This window comes from Curtobacterium sp. AB451, assembly GCF_050585845.1.
GTDB lineage: Bacteria > Actinomycetota > Actinomycetes > Actinomycetales > Microbacteriaceae > Curtobacterium.
The window spans coordinates 162621-178601 of sequence record NZ_JBOBQG010000003.1; the positions used below are offsets into that span (position 1 = coordinate 162621).

The 15981-nt window shown below is 71.0% G+C and carries 17 protein-coding genes; 14 read left to right on the top strand and 3 right to left on the bottom strand.

Translation table 11 applies throughout. The features are described 5' to 3' along the window. From pdxS to ACQXVK_RS07850, 11 genes are all read left to right on the top strand, one after another. Positions 1-921 carry a pyridoxal 5'-phosphate synthase lyase subunit PdxS gene (gene pdxS, locus ACQXVK_RS07800; RefSeq protein WP_402262897.1) on the top strand — a complete coding sequence of 307 codons (921 nt, stop codon included), beginning with the start codon at positions 1-3 and terminating at the stop codon, positions 919-921. Beyond that, a complete protein-coding gene (gene pdxT / locus ACQXVK_RS07805; RefSeq protein ID WP_402263806.1) occupies positions 915-1511 on the top strand; it encodes a pyridoxal 5'-phosphate synthase glutaminase subunit PdxT in 597 nt (198 codons plus the stop codon). Before pdxS ends, pdxT begins: the two co-directional genes overlap by 7 nt. Positions 1512-1609: 98 nt before the next feature. Beyond that, positions 1610-2374 carry a YebC/PmpR family DNA-binding transcriptional regulator gene (locus tag ACQXVK_RS07810; RefSeq protein ID WP_022905284.1) on the top strand — a complete coding sequence of 255 codons (765 nt, stop codon included), beginning with the start codon at positions 1610-1612 and terminating at the stop codon, positions 2372-2374. A gap of 7 nt (positions 2375-2381) precedes the next feature. Then, a complete protein-coding gene (gene ruvC, locus ACQXVK_RS07815) occupies positions 2382-3026 on the top strand; it encodes a crossover junction endodeoxyribonuclease RuvC (protein ID WP_430853436.1) in 645 nt (214 codons plus the stop codon). Next, on the top strand, positions 3023-3640 hold the full coding sequence (ruvA, locus tag ACQXVK_RS07820; protein ID WP_430853210.1) for a Holliday junction branch migration protein RuvA: 618 nt from the start codon (positions 3023-3025) through the stop codon (positions 3638-3640). Before ruvC ends, ruvA begins: the two co-directional genes overlap by 4 nt. Continuing rightward, entirely contained in the window at positions 3637-4674 is a 1038-nt protein-coding gene (gene ruvB, locus ACQXVK_RS07825) for a Holliday junction branch migration DNA helicase RuvB (RefSeq protein ID WP_430853211.1), read from the top strand. The genes ruvA and ruvB overlap by 4 nt, the downstream gene beginning before the upstream one ends. Positions 4675-4769: 95 nt before the next feature. Then, a complete protein-coding gene (locus ACQXVK_RS07830) occupies positions 4770-5177 on the top strand; it encodes a preprotein translocase subunit YajC (protein ID WP_430853212.1) in 408 nt (135 codons plus the stop codon). 88 nt (positions 5178-5265) lie between these two features. After that, complete coding sequence (secD, locus tag ACQXVK_RS07835; RefSeq protein ID WP_402262904.1) at positions 5266-7017, top strand: protein translocase subunit SecD; 1752 nt, start codon at positions 5266-5268, stop codon at positions 7015-7017. Then, entirely contained in the window at positions 7017-8018 is a 1002-nt protein-coding gene (gene secF, locus ACQXVK_RS07840; protein ID WP_416394562.1) for a protein translocase subunit SecF, read from the top strand. Before secD ends, secF begins: the two co-directional genes overlap by 1 nt. Next, positions 8018-8365, top strand: a complete 348-nt coding sequence (locus ACQXVK_RS07845) for a rhodanese-like domain-containing protein (RefSeq protein WP_430853213.1) — start codon at positions 8018-8020, stop codon at positions 8363-8365. Before secF ends, ACQXVK_RS07845 begins: the two co-directional genes overlap by 1 nt. Positions 8366-8422: 57 nt before the next feature. Then, the gene (locus tag ACQXVK_RS07850; RefSeq protein ID WP_022905291.1) at positions 8423-10783 is read left to right on the top strand and encodes a RelA/SpoT family protein; all 2361 of its coding nucleotides are present in this window, start codon (positions 8423-8425) and stop codon (positions 10781-10783) included. On the opposite strand, the gene ACQXVK_RS07855 is transcribed toward ACQXVK_RS07850, so the two are convergent. From ACQXVK_RS07855 to deoC, 3 genes are all read right to left on the bottom strand, one after another. Continuing rightward, positions 10770-11354 (bottom strand): type IV toxin-antitoxin system AbiEi family antitoxin, encoded by a 585-nt coding sequence (locus ACQXVK_RS07855; RefSeq protein WP_430853214.1) that lies wholly within the window; start codon positions 11352-11354, stop codon positions 10770-10772. The genes ACQXVK_RS07850 and ACQXVK_RS07855 overlap by 14 nt on opposite strands. A 175-nt stretch (positions 11355-11529) precedes the next feature. Continuing rightward, positions 11530-12477: an ROK family protein gene (locus ACQXVK_RS07860; protein ID WP_022905293.1), complete on the bottom strand. Its 948-nt coding sequence runs from the start codon at positions 12475-12477 to the stop codon at positions 11530-11532. Between the two features lie 125 nt (positions 12478-12602). Continuing rightward, positions 12603-13334 (bottom strand): deoxyribose-phosphate aldolase, encoded by a 732-nt coding sequence (gene deoC, locus ACQXVK_RS07865; protein WP_022905294.1) that lies wholly within the window; start codon positions 13332-13334, stop codon positions 12603-12605. Positions 13335-13376: 42 nt separating this feature from the next. On the opposite strand from deoC, the gene ACQXVK_RS07870 reads away from it, so the two are divergent. From ACQXVK_RS07870 to ACQXVK_RS07880, 3 genes are read left to right on the top strand one after another with little or no spacing between them, the layout of a single operon-like run. Then, positions 13377-14909, top strand: a complete 1533-nt coding sequence (locus ACQXVK_RS07870; RefSeq protein WP_430853215.1) for an SDR family oxidoreductase — start codon at positions 13377-13379, stop codon at positions 14907-14909. Further along, entirely contained in the window at positions 14906-15490 is a 585-nt protein-coding gene (locus tag ACQXVK_RS07875; RefSeq protein WP_031260853.1) for a GDSL-type esterase/lipase family protein, read from the top strand. The genes ACQXVK_RS07870 and ACQXVK_RS07875 overlap by 4 nt, the downstream gene beginning before the upstream one ends. Next, on the top strand, positions 15490-15939 hold the full coding sequence (locus ACQXVK_RS07880) for a DUF6804 family protein (RefSeq protein WP_022905296.1): 450 nt from the start codon (positions 15490-15492) through the stop codon (positions 15937-15939). Before ACQXVK_RS07875 ends, ACQXVK_RS07880 begins: the two co-directional genes overlap by 1 nt. Positions 15940-15981 lie beyond the last annotated feature (42 nt).

Genomic DNA, 15981 nt, shown 5'->3' on the forward strand with positions numbered 1-15981 from the left:
ATGAGCGACAGCAGCAGCACCACGAGCACCCCCGGCACCTCGATCACCGGCTCGGACCGCGTCAAGCGCGGCCTCGCCGAGATGCTCAAGGGCGGCGTGATCATGGACGTCGTCGACGCCGAGCAGGCCCGCATCGCGGAAGAGGCCGGCGCGACCGCCGTCATGGCCCTCGAGCGCGTCCCCGCCGACATCCGTGCGCAAGGTGGCGTCGCCCGCATGTCCGACCCGTCGATGATCGAGGAGATCATCGCCGCGGTGTCGATCCCCGTCATGGCGAAGGCCCGCATCGGCCACTTCGTCGAGGCGCAGGTGCTGCAGGAGCTCGGCGTCGACTACATCGACGAGTCCGAGGTGCTGTCCCCGGCCGACTACGTCAACCACATCGACAAGTGGAACTTCACCACGCCCTTCGTCTGCGGTGCGACGAACCTGGGCGAGGCGCTCCGTCGCATCACCGAGGGCGCGGCCATGATCCGCTCCAAGGGCGAGGCCGGCACGGGTGACGTGTCCGAGGCCACCAAGCACATCCGCACGATCAACAAGGAGATCGCGGCGCTGCGCCACCTCAAGGAAGACGAGCTCTACGTCGCCGCGAAGGACCTGCAGGCCCCGTTCGACATCGTGAAGGAGGTCGCGCAGACCGGCAAGCTCCCGGTGGTGCTCTTCACCGCCGGTGGTGTCGCGACCCCGGCCGACGCCGCGATGATGATGCAGCTCGGCGCGGACGGCGTGTTCGTCGGCTCGGGCATCTTCAAGTCGGGCGACCCCGCCAAGCGTGCCGCCGCGATCGTCAAGGCCACGACCTTCCACGACGACCCCAAGGTCATCGCCGAGGTCTCCCGTGGGCTGGGCGAGGCGATGGTCGGCATCAACGTCGCCGACGTCCCCGCACCGCACCGCCTCGCCGAGCGCGGCTGGTGAGCGCCCGGCCCCGCATCGGGGTCCTCGCGCTGCAGGGCGACTTCCGTGAGCACATCGCGTCGCTGACGGAACTCGGCGCCGACGTGGTGCCGCTCCGTCGCGCCGAAGAGATCGGCGCCCTCGACGGCGTCGTGATCCCCGGCGGTGAGTCGAGCGTCATGGACAAGCTCTCGCGGGCGTTCGGCGTGGCCGAGCCCCTGTCCGAGGCGATCCGCGGCGGCCTGCCGACCTACGGCACCTGCGCGGGCATGATCATGCTCTCCTCGCGCATCGCCGCCGGCATCCCCGGACAGCAGACGCTCGACGTGCTCGACACGACCGTCCGGCGGAACGCCTTCGGCAGCCAGAACGACTCGTTCGAGATCGACGTCCCGATGCCCGCGCTCGGCGAGGCCCCGGTGCACGCGGTGTTCATCCGCGCACCCGTGGTGGAGCAGCACGGCCCGGGGGTCGAGGTCCTCGGCGCCCTGCCGGACGGCCAGGTCGTCGCGGTGCAGCAGGAGAACGTCATCGCGAGTGCGTTCCACCCCGAGGTCGCCGGCGAGGACCGCTTCCACCGCCGCTTCCTCGCCCTCGTCCGCAGCGCCTGATCGCGAGCGGGGAAGCACCGGACCCGCGAGGCGGGGCCGCACCGTCCCTCCCGGCCCGGTAAGCTGGACCGGACTTTCCGCAAGACGCAAGGAGCACCGTGTCCGGGCATTCCAAGTGGGCAACGACCAAGCACAAGAAGGCCGTCATCGACCAGCGACGTGCCAAGTCGTTCGCGAAGCTCATCAAGAACATCGAGGTCGCCGCCAAGATGGGCGGCGCCGACATGTCGGGCAACCCGACGCTCGTCGACGCCGTGCAGAAGGCCAAGAAGACCTCGGTCCCCAACGACAACATCGACCGCGCCATCAAGCGCGGCGCCGGCCTGACCGGTGAGTCGATCGAGTACACGACGATCATGTACGAGGGCTACGGCCCGAACGGCGTCGCCATGCTCATCGAGTGCCTCACGGACAACAAGAACCGTGCCGCTGCCGAGGTCCGCACCGCGATGTCGCGGAACGGCGGCACCATGGCCGACCCGGGCAGCGTCGCCTACAACTTCTCGCGCAAGGGCGTCATCTCGGTCACGAAGACCGACGGCCTCGACGAGGACACCGTCATGACGGCCGTGCTGGACGCCGGCGTCGAGGACGTCATCGACCAGGGTGGCGGCTTCGAGGTCATCACCGAGGCGAGCGACCTCGTCGCGGCCCGCACCGCGCTGCAGGACGCCGGGATCGACTACGACTCGGCCGACGCCGAGTTCGTGCCGGGCCTCAAGGTGCCGGTCGACGCCGACACCGCCCGCAAGGTGTTCCGCCTCATCGACGCGCTCGAGGACAGCGACGACGTCCAGAACGTCTACTCGAACTTCGACATCCCCGCGGACGTCCAGGCCGAGCTCGACGAGGACGAGGACTAGCCCGATGCTGCGCGTGCTCGGGGTCGACCCCGGGCTCACGCGGTGCGGCGTCGGCATCGTCGAGGTCGCATCGAACCGACGCGCCCGGCTCGTCCACGTGACGGTCGTGCGCACCCCGGCGGACATGGCACTCGAGCAACGACTGCTCCGGATCGCCGACGGCATCGCCGCCGAGATCGACGAGCACCGCCCGGACGCCGTCGCGGTGGAGCGGGTGTTCGCGCAGGCGAACGTCCGCACCGTGATGGGCACCGCGCAGGCCGCCGGGCTCGCCCTGCACGCCGCGGCGGTGCGCGGCCTGCCCGTCGGGCTGCACACCCCGTCCGAGGTCAAGGCCGCGGTCACCGGGTACGGCAACGCGGACAAGCGCCAGGTGCAGACGATGATCGCCCGCGTGCTCGGCCTCGACGAGGCCCCGAAGCCGGCGGACGCCGCGGACGCGCTCGCGTTGGCCGTGTGCCACGCCTGGAGGCTCGGGTCGCCCGACGCGGTCGGCACCCGTGCCACGAACCTCACCCCGGCACAGCGTGCCTGGCGGGACGCGCAGGGCGGGACCACCGACTCGCCGCTCGCCCGGGCCGCCGCGGCCGCCAGCCGCTCGCAGCGTGGCTCGTCGGCATCGTCGGCGGCCGGCCGTAGGCTCGGAGCATGATCGCGAGTCTCCGGGGCACCTGCATCGACATCGCCGGCTCCGGCGTGGTGATCGAGGTCGGGGGAGTGGGCTACGCGGTCACGGTCACCCCGGCGCACGCGCTCACCATGCGGCACGGGTCCGAGGTCTTCGTCCGCACCGCCATGATCGTGCGCGAGGACGAGCACCAGCTGTTCGGCTTCGCCTCCACCGACGCGCTCCAGGTGTTCGACCTGCTGCGCAGCGTGTCCGGTGTCGGGCCGAAGTCGGCGATGGGTGTGCTCGCCCACATGGAGCCCGCCCAGGTCGCGAACGCCGTCGCGAACGACGACGACGGCGCCTTCCGGAAGGTGTCCGGCATCGGCCCGAAGACCGCGAAGCTCATCATCGTCGCGCTCTCCGGCAAGCTCGCCGCGTTCGAGCAGGCCCCCGTCGTGGCTGCCAGCGGCGGCGCCGCGCACCCGGCCGCGACCGACGTCGTCGCCGCCCTCGTCGGCCTCGGCTGGCGTGAGGACGCGGCGCAGCGTGCGGTCGACGAGACCATCGCGTCCGAGCCGGGCGTCGCCTCGATGGGCACGCAGGCCCTGCTCCGCGCCGCGCTCGGTGCCCTCCGTCCCGCCGGTGCCGGCCGGTGAGCGGGATCACGTCCGCCGGCGCCGAGTCGCAGGAGGAGCTCGCGTTCGAGGGCGCCCTGCGGCCGAAGTCCCTCGACGAGTTCGTCGGGCAGCGGAAGGTCCGGGGGCAGCTCGACCTGCTCCTCAAGGCGGCCGCGATGCAGGACCGCACCCCGGACCACATCCTGATGGCCGGCCCGCCCGGGCTCGGCAAGACGACCCTCGCGATGATCGTCGCGCACGAGTCCGGCCGCCCCCTGCGGATGTCGAGCGGGCCGGCGATCCAGCACGCGGGCGACCTCGCCGCGGTGCTGTCGTCGCTCGTCCCGGGGGAGGTCCTCTTCATCGACGAGATCCACCGGATGGCGCGCTCGGCAGAGGAGATGCTCTACCTCGCGATGGAGGACTTCCGCATCGACGTGATGGTGGGCAAGGGCGCCGGAGCGACGAGCATCCCGCTCGACCTGGCGCCGTTCACCCTCGTCGGTGCCACCACCCGAGCCGGCCTCCTGCCGAACCCGCTGCGCGACCGCTTCGGGTTCACCGCGCACCTCGAGTTCTACGAGAAGGACGAGCTCGAACAGGTCCTGATCCGCGCGGCCCACCTGCTCGAGCTCGACATGGACCGGTCCGCCCTGCGCGAGATCGCCGGACGCTCGCGGGGCACCCCGCGCATCGCGAACCGGCTGCTCCGCCGTGTCCGCGACTACGCCCTGGTGCACCGCACGACCGACGGCATGGCCGCCGTGCAGGGTGCCCTCGACCTCTACGACGTCGACGAGCTCGGTCTCGACCGGCTCGACCGCGCCGTCGTCGAGACCATGCTGACGCGCTTCGACGGTGGGCCCGTCGGCCTCAACACCCTCGCGGTGTCCGTGGGCGAGGAATCCGAGACGATCGAGTCGGTGGTCGAGCCGTTCCTCGTGCGCGTCGGGCTCGTCACCCGCAGCCCCCGCGGCCGGATCGCCACGCCGCAGGCCTGGCGCCACTTCGACATGACCCCGGGGCAGAACGGTCTCGCGCAGCCCGGGCTGTTCGACGACGACGCCGACTGACGTCCCCGCCAGCAGTCCCGGTGACATGCCACGCACAGACGTGTGCCCTAGACTGCTACGGCCCGAAACCGAGCAACCAGAGAAGGCAACGCATCATGGGTCAAGAAGTCATCCTCATCGTCATCGTCGTGGCGTTCGCGGCCTTCATGTTCTACAACAGCCGGAAGCGCAAGAAGCAGCAGTCCGAGCTCGCCACCAAGATGGTGCCCGGAGCGAAGGTCATGCTGTCCTTCGGCCTGTACGGCACGCTCCTGTCGATCGACGACGAGAAGGTCACGGCCGACGTCGAGATCGCTCCGGGAACGGTCGTCACGGTGCACCGCCAGACCCTGTCGCGTGTCGTGGACGACACCGCGTCGGACATCACCACCACGGCCACGCCCGAGGACGAGCCCGCTGCGCCGAAGCCCGTCGCCGAGCTGAACGGGGAGCCGATCTACGGCGAGCGTGTCGACTCCACGGACGCCGACGCCGACGCTGCGAAGCGCAAGACCGAAGACTGACTCCCTCGGCCGCCGGGTCCACCGACCCGGCGGCGACACCTGCCGCCGGTCTCCCGCCGTCGGTCCTGACAGAAAGACGAGACGACCGGTGGCACGATCGACACCCGTCAAGAAGGCGATCCGCTCGCTGACCTGGTTGGTGATCCTCATGGCGGTCCTCGCGGGGTTGAACACCGCCGCGTCGGTCCTCGCCGGGAACACCAAGGACGACACCGGCAAGTGGTTCGAAGGGGCCAGCTGGGTCCCGGAGCTCGCGCTCGACCTCCAGGGTGGGACGCAGCTGACGCTCGCGGCCCAGAACACCGAGGGCGGCTCGGTGACGAGCCAGCAGCTCAACCAGGCCGTCAACATCATCCGTCAGCGCATCAACGCGACCGGTGTCTCGGAATCCCAGATCAACACCCAGGGGACGAACAACATCGTCGTCTCCATCCCGGGCAAGCCGGACAAGGCGACGATCGACCGCATCGAAGCGGCCGCGAAGCTCACGTTCCGCCCGGTCCTCTACACCGAGGCCGCGACGAACACCGCGGTCGGCGGCAGCGACGGCTCCACGGCCTCGCCGACGCCGTACTCGCCGCCCGCGTCGCTGCAGTCCACGCCGAGCACGAAGCCGACGAACGGCAGCGACCTGTCGCAGGTCACCCCGGCACTGCAGGCGCTGTACACCAACTACAACTGCAACGCGCCCGACGACGTCACGGCAGCGCCGGACGACGAGCCCCTCGTCACCTGCGACCAGGACGGCGCCGCGAAGTACATCCTCGGCCCCGTCGAGGTGTCCGGCTCGGGCATCAGCAACGCCACGTCGGGCCTCGCGACCGACTCGCAGGGCACCTCGACCGGCCAGTGGGCCGTCAACCTGACCTTCAAGGGCAAGAGCTCGGACGACTTCCGCGAGGTCACGAGCCGGCTCGTGAAGCTGCAGGCGCCGCAGAATCAGTTCGCGATCGTGCTCGACGGCTCCGTCATCACGGCGCCGGCGTCGAACGCCGCGATCACGAACGGCAAGGCGCAGATCACCGGGTCGTTCACGGCGGAGTCCGCGAAGACCCTCGCGGACCAGTTGAAGTACGGCGCGCTGCCGATCAACTTCCAGGTGCAGTCGAACGAGAACATCTCCGCGACGCTCGGCACGGCCCAGCTCGTCGGCGGCCTCGTCGCGGGCCTGATCGGCCTGATCCTGGTCATCATCTACTCGGTCATCCAGTACCGGGCCCTGGCGTTCGTCACGGTCCTGTCGCTCGGTGTGGCCGCGGCGCTGACCTACCTCGTGATCGCGATCATGTCGTGGCGCGTCGACTACCGCCTGTCGTTGGCGGGTGTGGCGGGTCTGATCGTCGCGATCGGCATCACGGCGGACTCGTTCATCGTGTACTTCGAACGCATCCGTGACGAGCTCCGGGACGGCCGTGGCCTCGAGAGCGCGGTCGAGGCCGGCTGGAAGCGGGCACTCCGCACCATCCTGGCGTCCGACTCGATCAACTTCCTCGCTGCCGTGGTGCTCTACATCCTCGCCGTCAGCGACGTGAAGGGCTTCGCGTTCACGCTGCTGCTCACCACCCTCATCGACGTCGTCGTGGTCGTGATGTTCACGCACCCGATGATGCAGCTCATCTCCCGCAGCCGGTTCTTCGGCGAGGGCCACCGGTTCAGCGGCCTCGACCCCTCGGCCCTGGGTGCGGTCTACCGCGGTCGCGCGCAGTTCCGCGCTCCCGTGGTCGACGGCAAGCGGCAGCGCAGCGCGGGCGAGGCACAGCGTCGACAGACGATCGCAGAGCGGAAGGCCGCGCAGGCCTCCGGCGAGAACGGCCAGGCGCCGGACGGGAAGGACGACTGATGGCCAGCTTCAGCCAGTTCGGCAGCGACCTCTACACGGGGAAGCGCTCGTACGACATCGTCGGCCGGCGCAAGACCTGGTACATCATCGCGGTCGTCGCGATCGTGGTGTCGCTCGCGGTGCCGTGGCTCCGCGGCGGGTACCAGCTCGGCATCGAGTTCACCGGCGGGTCCGAGTTCACGCTCTCCGACGTGAAGAACCTCGACCAGAACCTCGCCACCGACACCGTCGAGTCGATCGTCCCCGACGGTGTCCCGCGGGTCTCCCAGCTCGGCACGCACGGCATCCGCGTGCAGACCGGTCAGCTGACCGACCGTGAGACCTCCGAGGTCCAGGACGCCCTCGCCAAGGCGTACGACGTGCCGGACAGCCAGGTCGCCGCGACCTTCATCGGTGCGACCTGGGGCGCCGACGTCCTCAACCAGGCGATCCGCGGCCTCGTGATCTTCCTCGCCCTCGCGGCGGTGTTCATGGCGCTGTACTTCCGCACGTGGAAGATGTCGGTCTCCGCGATGGTGGCGCTCCTCCACGACCTCCTCATCACGGCGGGCGTGTACGGCATCGTCGGGCTCGAGGTCACGCCCGCTGCGGTGATCGGCTTCCTGACGATCCTCGGCTACTCGCTGTACGACACCGTCGTGGTCTTCGACAAGGTGCGCGAGAACACGTCGCAGGAGTCGCACCGCACCTTCGTGCAGTCGGTCAACCTCGCGGTGAACCAGACCCTCGTGCGCTCGATCAACACGTCCGTGGTGGCGCTCCTGCCCGTGGCGGCGATCCTCTTCATCGGGTCGTACGTCCTCGGCGCCGGCACGCTCCGCGACATCTCGCTCGCCCTGTTCATCGGCATCATCGTCGGCACGTACTCGACGATCTTCATCGCGTCGCCGATGTACGCGCACCTGCGTGAGAACGAGCCGAAGATCAAGCAGGCCGACGCCAAGAAGCAGGCCGCTGCCGCCAAGCGCCAGCGCGAGGTCGACGCGACGGCGGGCGTCTGATGCCGGCGGAGATCGTCGACGTCGACGTCGCCGAGGCCCGTCGCCGGATCGAGGCCGGGGCGCGCCTGTTCGACGTGCGCGAGCAGGGCGAGTGGGACGAGGTCCACGCCGAAGCGGCGACCCTGGTGCCGATGTCCGAGCTCGTCGCCCGCTGGAAGGAGATCGACGGCGGAGACCAGCCGGCGATCATCGTCTGCCACTCCGGCGGACGCTCCGCCCGGGTCGTCGCCGCGCTCGAGCAGTCCGGTGTCGCCGCGGTGAACCTCGTCGGCGGCATGGTCGCGTGGGAGCAGTCGGGCGCCCCCGTGGTGCGCGACGCCCAGGGCGAACCGCGTCACGAGCACTGACCGGACACGCGTAGTCTTGTCGGATCGAGCTCGGACGGGCACCCCGGGAGGCGCAGCATGACGGACACACGTGAGTCCACGCCCCAGGACGCCCCTGCGCCGCGAGCTGGCCAGGACACCGGCTCCGCCAGTCGGCCCGGTTCGCCCCAGCGTCCGACGAGTCCCCTCGGTCCGAACACGACCGGCAACCTCGGCTCGCTCCGTTCGCTGCTGCCCCGGCTGTTCTCCCGCGCCCAGCCCGCGGGGGCCGTCGACACCCTGATCCGCACCGTCCGGTCGCACCACCCCAAGGCCGACGTCACGCTCATCGAGCGGGCCTACTCGGTGGCGGAGCGCGCGCACGACGGGCAGAAGCGCAAGTCCGGCGAGCCCTACATCACGCACCCCGTCGCGGTCGCGCAGATCCTCGCCGACCTGGGCATCGGGCCGATCACGATCGCCGCCGCGCTCCTGCACGACACCGTCGAGGACACCGACTACCAGCTCGACCAGCTGCGCGAGGACTTCGGCGACGAGATCGCGATGCTCGTCGACGGCGTCACGAAGCTCGACAAGGTCAAGTACGGCGACAGCGCCCAGGCCGAGACCGTCCGCAAGATGGTCATCGCGATGTCGAAGGACATCCGGGTCCTGGTGATCAAGCTCGCCGACCGCCTGCACAACGCGCGCACCTGGGGCTTCGTCGAGTCCACCTCCGCCACACGCAAGGCGAAGGAGACCCTCGAGATCTACGCGCCGCTCGCGCACCGGCTCGGCATCCAGATGATCAAGCTGGAGCTCGAGGACCTGTCGTTCGCGGTGCTCCACCCGAAGCTCTACGTCGAGATCGACAGCCTCGTCAAGGAACGCCAGCCGAAGCGCGAGCAGTTCGTCCAGAACGTGATCGGCACGCTCAAGAAAGACCTCAAGGCGGCCAAGGTGCGCGGCGAGGTGATGGGTCGTCCGAAGCAGTACTACTCGATCTACCAGAAGATGATCGTGCGCGGGCGCGAGTTCGACGAGATCTACGACCTGGTCGGCATCCGTGTCCTCGTGCCGACCGTGCGCGACTGCTACGCCATGCTCGGCTCGGTGCACGCGCGGTGGACGCCGCTGCCGGGTCGCTTCAAGGACTACATCGCGACGCCGAAGTTCAACCTGTACCAGTCGCTGCACACCACCGTCCTCGGGCCCCAGGGCCGCGCGGTCGAGATCCAGATCCGCACGCACGAGATGCACCAGCGCGCCGAGTTCGGTGTCGCCGCGCACTGGAAGTACAAGCAGCGCGCCGCCGGCCGTGACGTCGACTCGTCCTCGGCGACCGACCAGGACATGGCGTGGCTCGCGCACATCACCGACTGGCAGGCCGAGACCAGCGACCCGGGGGAGTTCCTCGACTCGCTGCGCTACGAGATCGGCGCGAAGGAGACCTACGTCTTCACGCCGCAGGGCAAGGTCATCGGGCTGCCGTCCGGCGCGACCCCGGTGGACTTCGCGTACGCCGTGCACACCGAGATCGGGCACCGCACGATGGGCGCCAAGGTCAACGGCCGCCTCGTCCCGCTCGAGAGCGCGCTGTCGAGCGGCGACGTCGTCGAGATCTTCACGTCGAAGAACCCCGACTCCGGTCCGAGCCAGGACTGGCTGACCTTCGTCCGGAGCCCCCGTGCCCGGAACAAGATCAAGCAGTGGTTCACCAAGGAGCGCCGCGAAGAGGCGATCGAGCAGGGCCGCGACGCGATCGCACGGGCCATGCGCAAGCAGAACCTGCCGCTGCAGCGCATCATGAGCCAGGACTCGATCTCCGAGGTCGCGTCCTCGATGCGCTACGACGACATCTCCGCGCTGTACGCGGCCGTCGGCGAGGGGCACGTCTCCACGCAGTCGGTGATCGAGAAGGTCCTCGGCAACGTCCAGACCGAGACCGAGACGGAAGAGCCGGAGCTCAGCTTCCCGCGCCAGGTCACGAGTCGCCAGCTGCGCAACAGCGACAGCGGCGTGCTGGTGCGCGGGGCGCCCGACATCCTCGTCAAGCTCGCGAAGTGCTGCACCCCCGTCCCCGGCGACCAGATCGTCGGGTTCATCACCCGCGGTCAGGGCGTCTCGGTGCACCAGGCCTCGTGCACGAACGTGAAGTCGCTCATGAACGAGCCCGACCGCATGATCGAGGTCGAGTGGGCGCCGTCGTCGAAGTCGGTGTTCCTCGTGCAGATCCAGATCGAGGCACTCGATCGGTCGGGCCTGCTCAGCGACGTGACCCGTGTCCTCACCGACCACCACGTGAACATCCTGTCCGCGACGGTCTCGACGTCCTCGGACCGGCTGGCGCTCAGTCGCTTCGTGTTCGAGATGGGCGACACGACGCACCTCGACCGCGTGCTGAACGCCGTGCGCCGGATCGACGCGGTCTACGACGTGTACCGGGTCAGCGCGGGCTGACCGGGTCGCTGCAGCCGCCGAGCCGCTGCACTGCCGCCAGTCGCCGCTCCGCCTGACGGACCATCGGGATCGTCCCGAGCGCCGCGAGGTGTCCGATGACCTCGTCGACCGAGACGGCTTCGATCGCGAGGAGACCGGCCACGGCTCGGGCGTCCGCCGGATCGAACCCGCCCGGACGGTCCCCGGGGCTGCGCAGCAGGTCGACGACGGTACGGAGCGGTGTGGTCACGCGGAGTCCACCGAGGACGACCGTGTCCTCGTCGGCGATCACGACCTCGCGGACGTGGACGGCGCCGTCGGTGTGCACGCGGACGCGGAGCGGCACACAGCCCTCGACCGGCGACGGCGCGCGGGAGACGGCGCCCCAGATCCAGGCGGCCGTCCGGGTGCCGGCGATGAACCGTGCGTCGCCGAGCGACCACGCGGCCGCAGCAGCCCGGAGCGACGGCGTCTGCGGCTCGGTGGGGGAGGCCCAGCAGGCGCCGACCGCCACGAGCTCACCGGCGAGGACGGCCGCCCGCAACTCGGCCTCCGGCCAGTCGTCGGTCGTCAGCAGTCGGGTTCGGGGCACCCGGACATCCTGCCCGACGCGCGCCGCGCACCGGCGCCGCCTGTGGAGAGGCTGCGGGACCCGTCGACGACGCGACCGTCTGTCGGACGGGAGGCGCGGGTCGGCCCCGCGCCGCGCCTCCCGTCCGACAGCACCGACGCCGCGAGCACCGCAGTCGCCGTCCGGCGACGTCGGGTCAGCGCAGGACGTCCGCGCGGTGCACCAGCGCCGCGGCGCCGATGAGCGGGCCGTCCTGCGAGAGCCCGGTCGGGACGATGCGCACCTTGGTCACGAAGCCGAACTCGACGCGCTCCGCCACCGCCTCGCGCGCGTACTCGAACAGGTCGGGGGTGACGTGCGAGAACCCGCCGCCGATGGCCACGACCTCGAGGTCGACGAGGCTCGTGGCGGCCGCGATGGCCTGCCCGAGCGCACGGCCGCTGCGCTTGACCGCCGCCACCGCGATCTCGTCGCCGGCCGCGTACGCAGCCGAGAGCTCCTCGCCGGTGCTGCCCGCGAAGCCCTGCCGCTGCGCCCAGGCGACGGTCTTCGGCCCGCTGGCGATCGCCTCGAGGCACCCGGTGCCACCGCAGGCGCAGTGGTCGTCGAAGCCGCCGCACTCGACGTGGCCGATGTGCCCGGCGTTGCCCGTCGGGCCCGACACCGTCCGGCCGTGCAGGATCAGGCCACCGCCGACCCCGGTCGAGACGATCATGCCCATGACGTGGTCGGAGCCCTGCGCAGCGCCGACCCAGTGCTCGGCGAGGGTGATCGCGAGGCCGTCCATCCGGAGCGTCACGGGCGTGCCGGCGGGGACGTGCGCCGCGACGCGGTCCCGCAGCGGGTACCCGCGCCAGACCGGCATGTTGAGGGGCGAGACGAGGCCGTGCTCCTCGTCGACCGGACCGGCCGAGCCGATGCCGACCCCGACGAGCGCGGCATCGGTCGGCAGCGCGGCGAGGGCCGCCGTCACGACCTCGTCGACCGCGGCCTGCAGTTCGTCGGACGTCCGGCCCGGGCCGGTCGGGCTGCGGAACCGGGTGGCCGGCAGGACGACGCCGGCGTCGGTGACGAGGGCCGCCTCGACCTTGGTGCCGCCGAGGTCGACGGCGAGTGCGAGGGCGGTGGGCTGGGTGGTGGACATGCGCGCTCCGATGCGGCGGTCGGGAGGCGCGGTGCCGGTCCCGGACGCGTCGTCGCGTCCGGCGGGCGCCGGCCCCGGTGGGGTCGGGTGGTGCTCTGGCGGTCCGGGGCTCGCGCCCCGGCAGGTCAGTAGGACGTGGTGTCGTCGCCGACGGAGGACGCGGTGCCGGTCTCGGCACGGTGCGCGACCTCGTCGAGGATGCGGGCCGAGGCACTCGTGCCGATGCGGTCCGCGCCGGCCTCGACCATCTCGACGAGGGTGTCGAGCCCGCGGACGCCGCCGGAGGCCTTCACCCCGGTGTCCGGGCCGACGGTGGCGCGCATGAGCGCGATGTGCTCCGCGGTGGCGCCGCCGCCGGCGAACCCGGTGGAGGTCTTCACGAACGCGGCACCGGCCGACTGCGCGGCGCGCGATGCCGCGACGATCTCGTCGTCGGTGAGGAACGCGGTCTCGAGGATGACCTTGACGACCGTGCTGCCCGCGGCGTCGACCACGGCGCGGACGTCGGCCTCGACCCGCTCCCAGTCGCCGGACTTCGCGGCGCCGATGTTCTGCACCATGTCCAGCTCGAAGGCGCCGTCGGCGAGGGCCTGCAGCGACTCGGCGACCTTGGCGCCCGTGGACGTGGTGCCGTGCGGGAAGCCGATGACCGTCCCGACACCGACGCCGGTGCCCGTCAGGCGCTCGACGGCGTGCGCGACGTCGCTCGGACGGACGCACACGCTGAAGACGCGGTACTCGGCGGCCTCGTCCAGCTGGGCGTCGACGTCCGAGCGTGTCAGCTCGGGCTTGAGGATCGCGTGGTCGATGAGACCACGGACGGCATCGGCGGTGACGGAGAACGCTGCTTTGTCCACCCGGCAAGCCTACCCGGAGCCGAGCCGCGTACCGTGCCCCGCATGCGCGTCCTCGTCACCGGGGCCACCGGCTACATCGGCGGTCGCCTCGTCCCACGTCTCCTCGAAGCCGGTCACACCGTCCGGGTCTTCGTCCGCACCCCCCGCAAGCTGCAGGACGTCCCCTGGCACGACGACGTCGAGATCACCTCCGGCGACCTGCAGGACGCCGACGCCGTCCGCACCGCGGTGCAGGACATCGAGGCCGTCTACTACCTCGCACACGCGATGGGCGCCGACGGCGACTTCGAACGCGCGGAGCGCGACGCCGTCGAGACCATGGCGCACGAGGCGAAGGCGGCGGGGGTCCGACGGTTCGTCTACCTCGGTGGGCTGCACCCGGACGGCGAGCTCTCGAAGCACCTCCGGAGCCGCAAGGAGGTCGGCGACGTCCTGCTCCGCTCGGGCGTCCCGACGATCGCCTACCAGGCCGGTGTGGTGATCGGGTCCGGCAGCACCTCGTTCGAGATGATCCGGCACGTCACCGACGTCCTGCCGTGGATGCCGACGCCCCGCTGGGTCCGCAACTTCATCCAGCCGATCGCCGTCCGCGACGTGCTCTACTACCTCGTCAAGGCACTCGACATCCCCGCCGACGTGAACCGCACCTTCGACATCGGCGGGCCGGACGTCCTCCGGTACGGGCAGATGCTCAACGGCTACGCGGTCGAGGCGAAGCTCCCGCAGCGGGCGATCTCGGTCCTGCCGGTGCTGACGCCCGGACTCGCCGCGCACTGGTTCAACCTGGTCACCCCCGTCCCGCGCAAGCTCGCGACGCCGATCATCGAGTCGCTCCAGTTCGAGTGCGTCCAGCGCGAGCACGACATCGACGAGGTGGTCCCGCGACCGGAGGGCGGCCTCACCGGGTACCGCCGGGCCGTCCGGCTCGCGCTCACCCGCATGCGCACGGGCGAGGTCGAGACGAGCTGGCGGAACGCGACGCTCGCCGCCACGCCGGCCGACCCCCTGCCGAGTGACCCGGACTGGGCCGGGCACACCGTGTACGTCGACGACCGCAAGCGGCACTCCGCGGCGTCGGCCGAGGACGTCTGGCGCGTCGTCGAGTCGATCGGCGGCGACAACGGGTGGTACTCGTTCCCGCTCGCCTGGGTCGCCCGTGGGTGGATGGACAAGCTCGCCGGGGGAGTCGGACTCAACCGTGGCCGGCGGGACCAGAAACGTCTCGAGCAGGGTGACGCGCTCGACTGGTGGCGGGTCGAGCGCCTCGAGCGTGGCCGGTACCTGCGGCTGCGCGCCGAGTTCAAGTCGCCCGGACGCGCGTGGCTCGAGATGACCGTGACCCCGGCGGACGACGGCGGCAGCGACTACCGGCAGCGGGCGATCTACTTCCCGCAGGGACTCGCCGGTCGCCTGTACTGGTACTCGATCCTGCCCTTCCACGGCGTGATCTTCCCCGGCATGGTCGAGCGCATCACGGCGGCCGCCGAGCGGGAGTCCGAGCACACCGAGTCGACGGGGCGGAACTGGACCCAGCAGAATGGGACCCCGGAACCCGTACACGAGGAGGCAGCATGACCGAGGAACGCACGAGCGTCCTGTTCCTGGGCGACAGCATCACCGAGCAGGGGTCGTGGGACGCCTGGCTGCCCGACGAGCGGACCGTCAACCAGGGCATCGGCGGTGACACGACCGACGGGGTCCTGCAGCGGCTCGACGCCGTCGTGGCCGAGCAGCCGGAGGTGATCGTCCTGCTCATCGGCACGAACGACTTCGGGAACCACCGCAAGAGCGTCGAGCACGTCGTGCGCGGCGTCGAGTCGGTGCTCGTGACGCTGCGCCGCGAGCTGCCCGGCGTCCGCCTGCTGCTCGTGTCGATCCTGCCGCGTCAGGCCGAGTACACCGCCAAGATCGAGGAGGCCAACCGCCACCTCCGCCAGTTCGTCGCGACCTGCCACGCCCAGTACCTCGACGCCTGGCCGGCCCTCGCCGACGGCGACCACCTCGACGACCGCTTCACCGACGACGGGCTGCACCTCACCGAGGACGGCTACCGCGCGTACGTCGCCGAACTCCTCCCGGCCCTCGAACGGGTCCGCGACCTCCCGCCGATGTCCCGGTCCATCCAGGCGATCGACCTCGACGGGGCCACCGCCTGATGGCAGCGCGGAAGGGTCGGCCACCGGCGGGTTCGTCCCTGCAGGGTGTCCCGACCGGCACGCCGGCTCGGCCGACCAGCACCACTGCCGGCAAGTCCGGGCGCGAGCTGCCGGGGTTCACCCGGCCCGCGCTGGCGCCGTCGCTCATCGCGGCGATGCTCCTGCTCGCCTGCCTCGCCGTGATCGACTCGTCCGCCTTCGTGTTCGCCCGGTGGGGTGTCTCGGTCCTCGCGCTCATCGTCCTGGTGTTCGCCGTCCGGGGTCGCACCTGGTGGGCGGCGGTGCTCATGGCGGCCGTCGCCGTCTGCTGGAACCCGATCGCGGTCGTCCCGATCCCCGGCGAGGTGTGGGCGGCCCTGCAGCTCGTCGCGGCCGCTCTGTTCGTCGTCGTCGGCATCGTCGTCACGGTGCCGCGCGAGACGGAGCCGACCCGCGCCTCCCGGCCCTGACGCGCCGCCGCGGCCGCCCGGCCCGGAGCGTGCGTCCCGGAG

Coding starts and splice junctions, on each gene's coding strand:
- ACQXVK_RS07880 (WP_022905296.1), top strand. CDS start 15,490: ATGGCAGCGCGGAAGGGTCGGCCACCGGCGGGTTCGTCCCTGCAGGGT.
- ACQXVK_RS07870 (WP_430853215.1), top strand. CDS start 13,377: ATGCGCGTCCTCGTCACCGGGGCCACCGGCTACATCGGCGGTCGCCTC.
- pdxS (WP_402262897.1), top strand. CDS start 1: ATGAGCGACAGCAGCAGCACCACGAGCACCCCCGGCACCTCGATCACC.
- ACQXVK_RS07860 (WP_022905293.1), bottom strand. CDS start 12,477: ATGTCCACCACCCAGCCCACCGCCCTCGCACTCGCCGTCGACCTCGGC.
- ACQXVK_RS07850 (WP_022905291.1), top strand. CDS start 8,423: ATGACGGACACACGTGAGTCCACGCCCCAGGACGCCCCTGCGCCGCGA.
- ACQXVK_RS07830 (WP_430853212.1), top strand. CDS start 4,770: ATGGGTCAAGAAGTCATCCTCATCGTCATCGTCGTGGCGTTCGCGGCC.
- secF (WP_416394562.1), top strand. CDS start 7,017: ATGGCCAGCTTCAGCCAGTTCGGCAGCGACCTCTACACGGGGAAGCGC.
- ruvA (WP_430853210.1), top strand. CDS start 3,023: ATGATCGCGAGTCTCCGGGGCACCTGCATCGACATCGCCGGCTCCGGC.
- ACQXVK_RS07875 (WP_031260853.1), top strand. CDS start 14,906: ATGACCGAGGAACGCACGAGCGTCCTGTTCCTGGGCGACAGCATCACC.
- ACQXVK_RS07845 (WP_430853213.1), top strand. CDS start 8,018: ATGCCGGCGGAGATCGTCGACGTCGACGTCGCCGAGGCCCGTCGCCGG.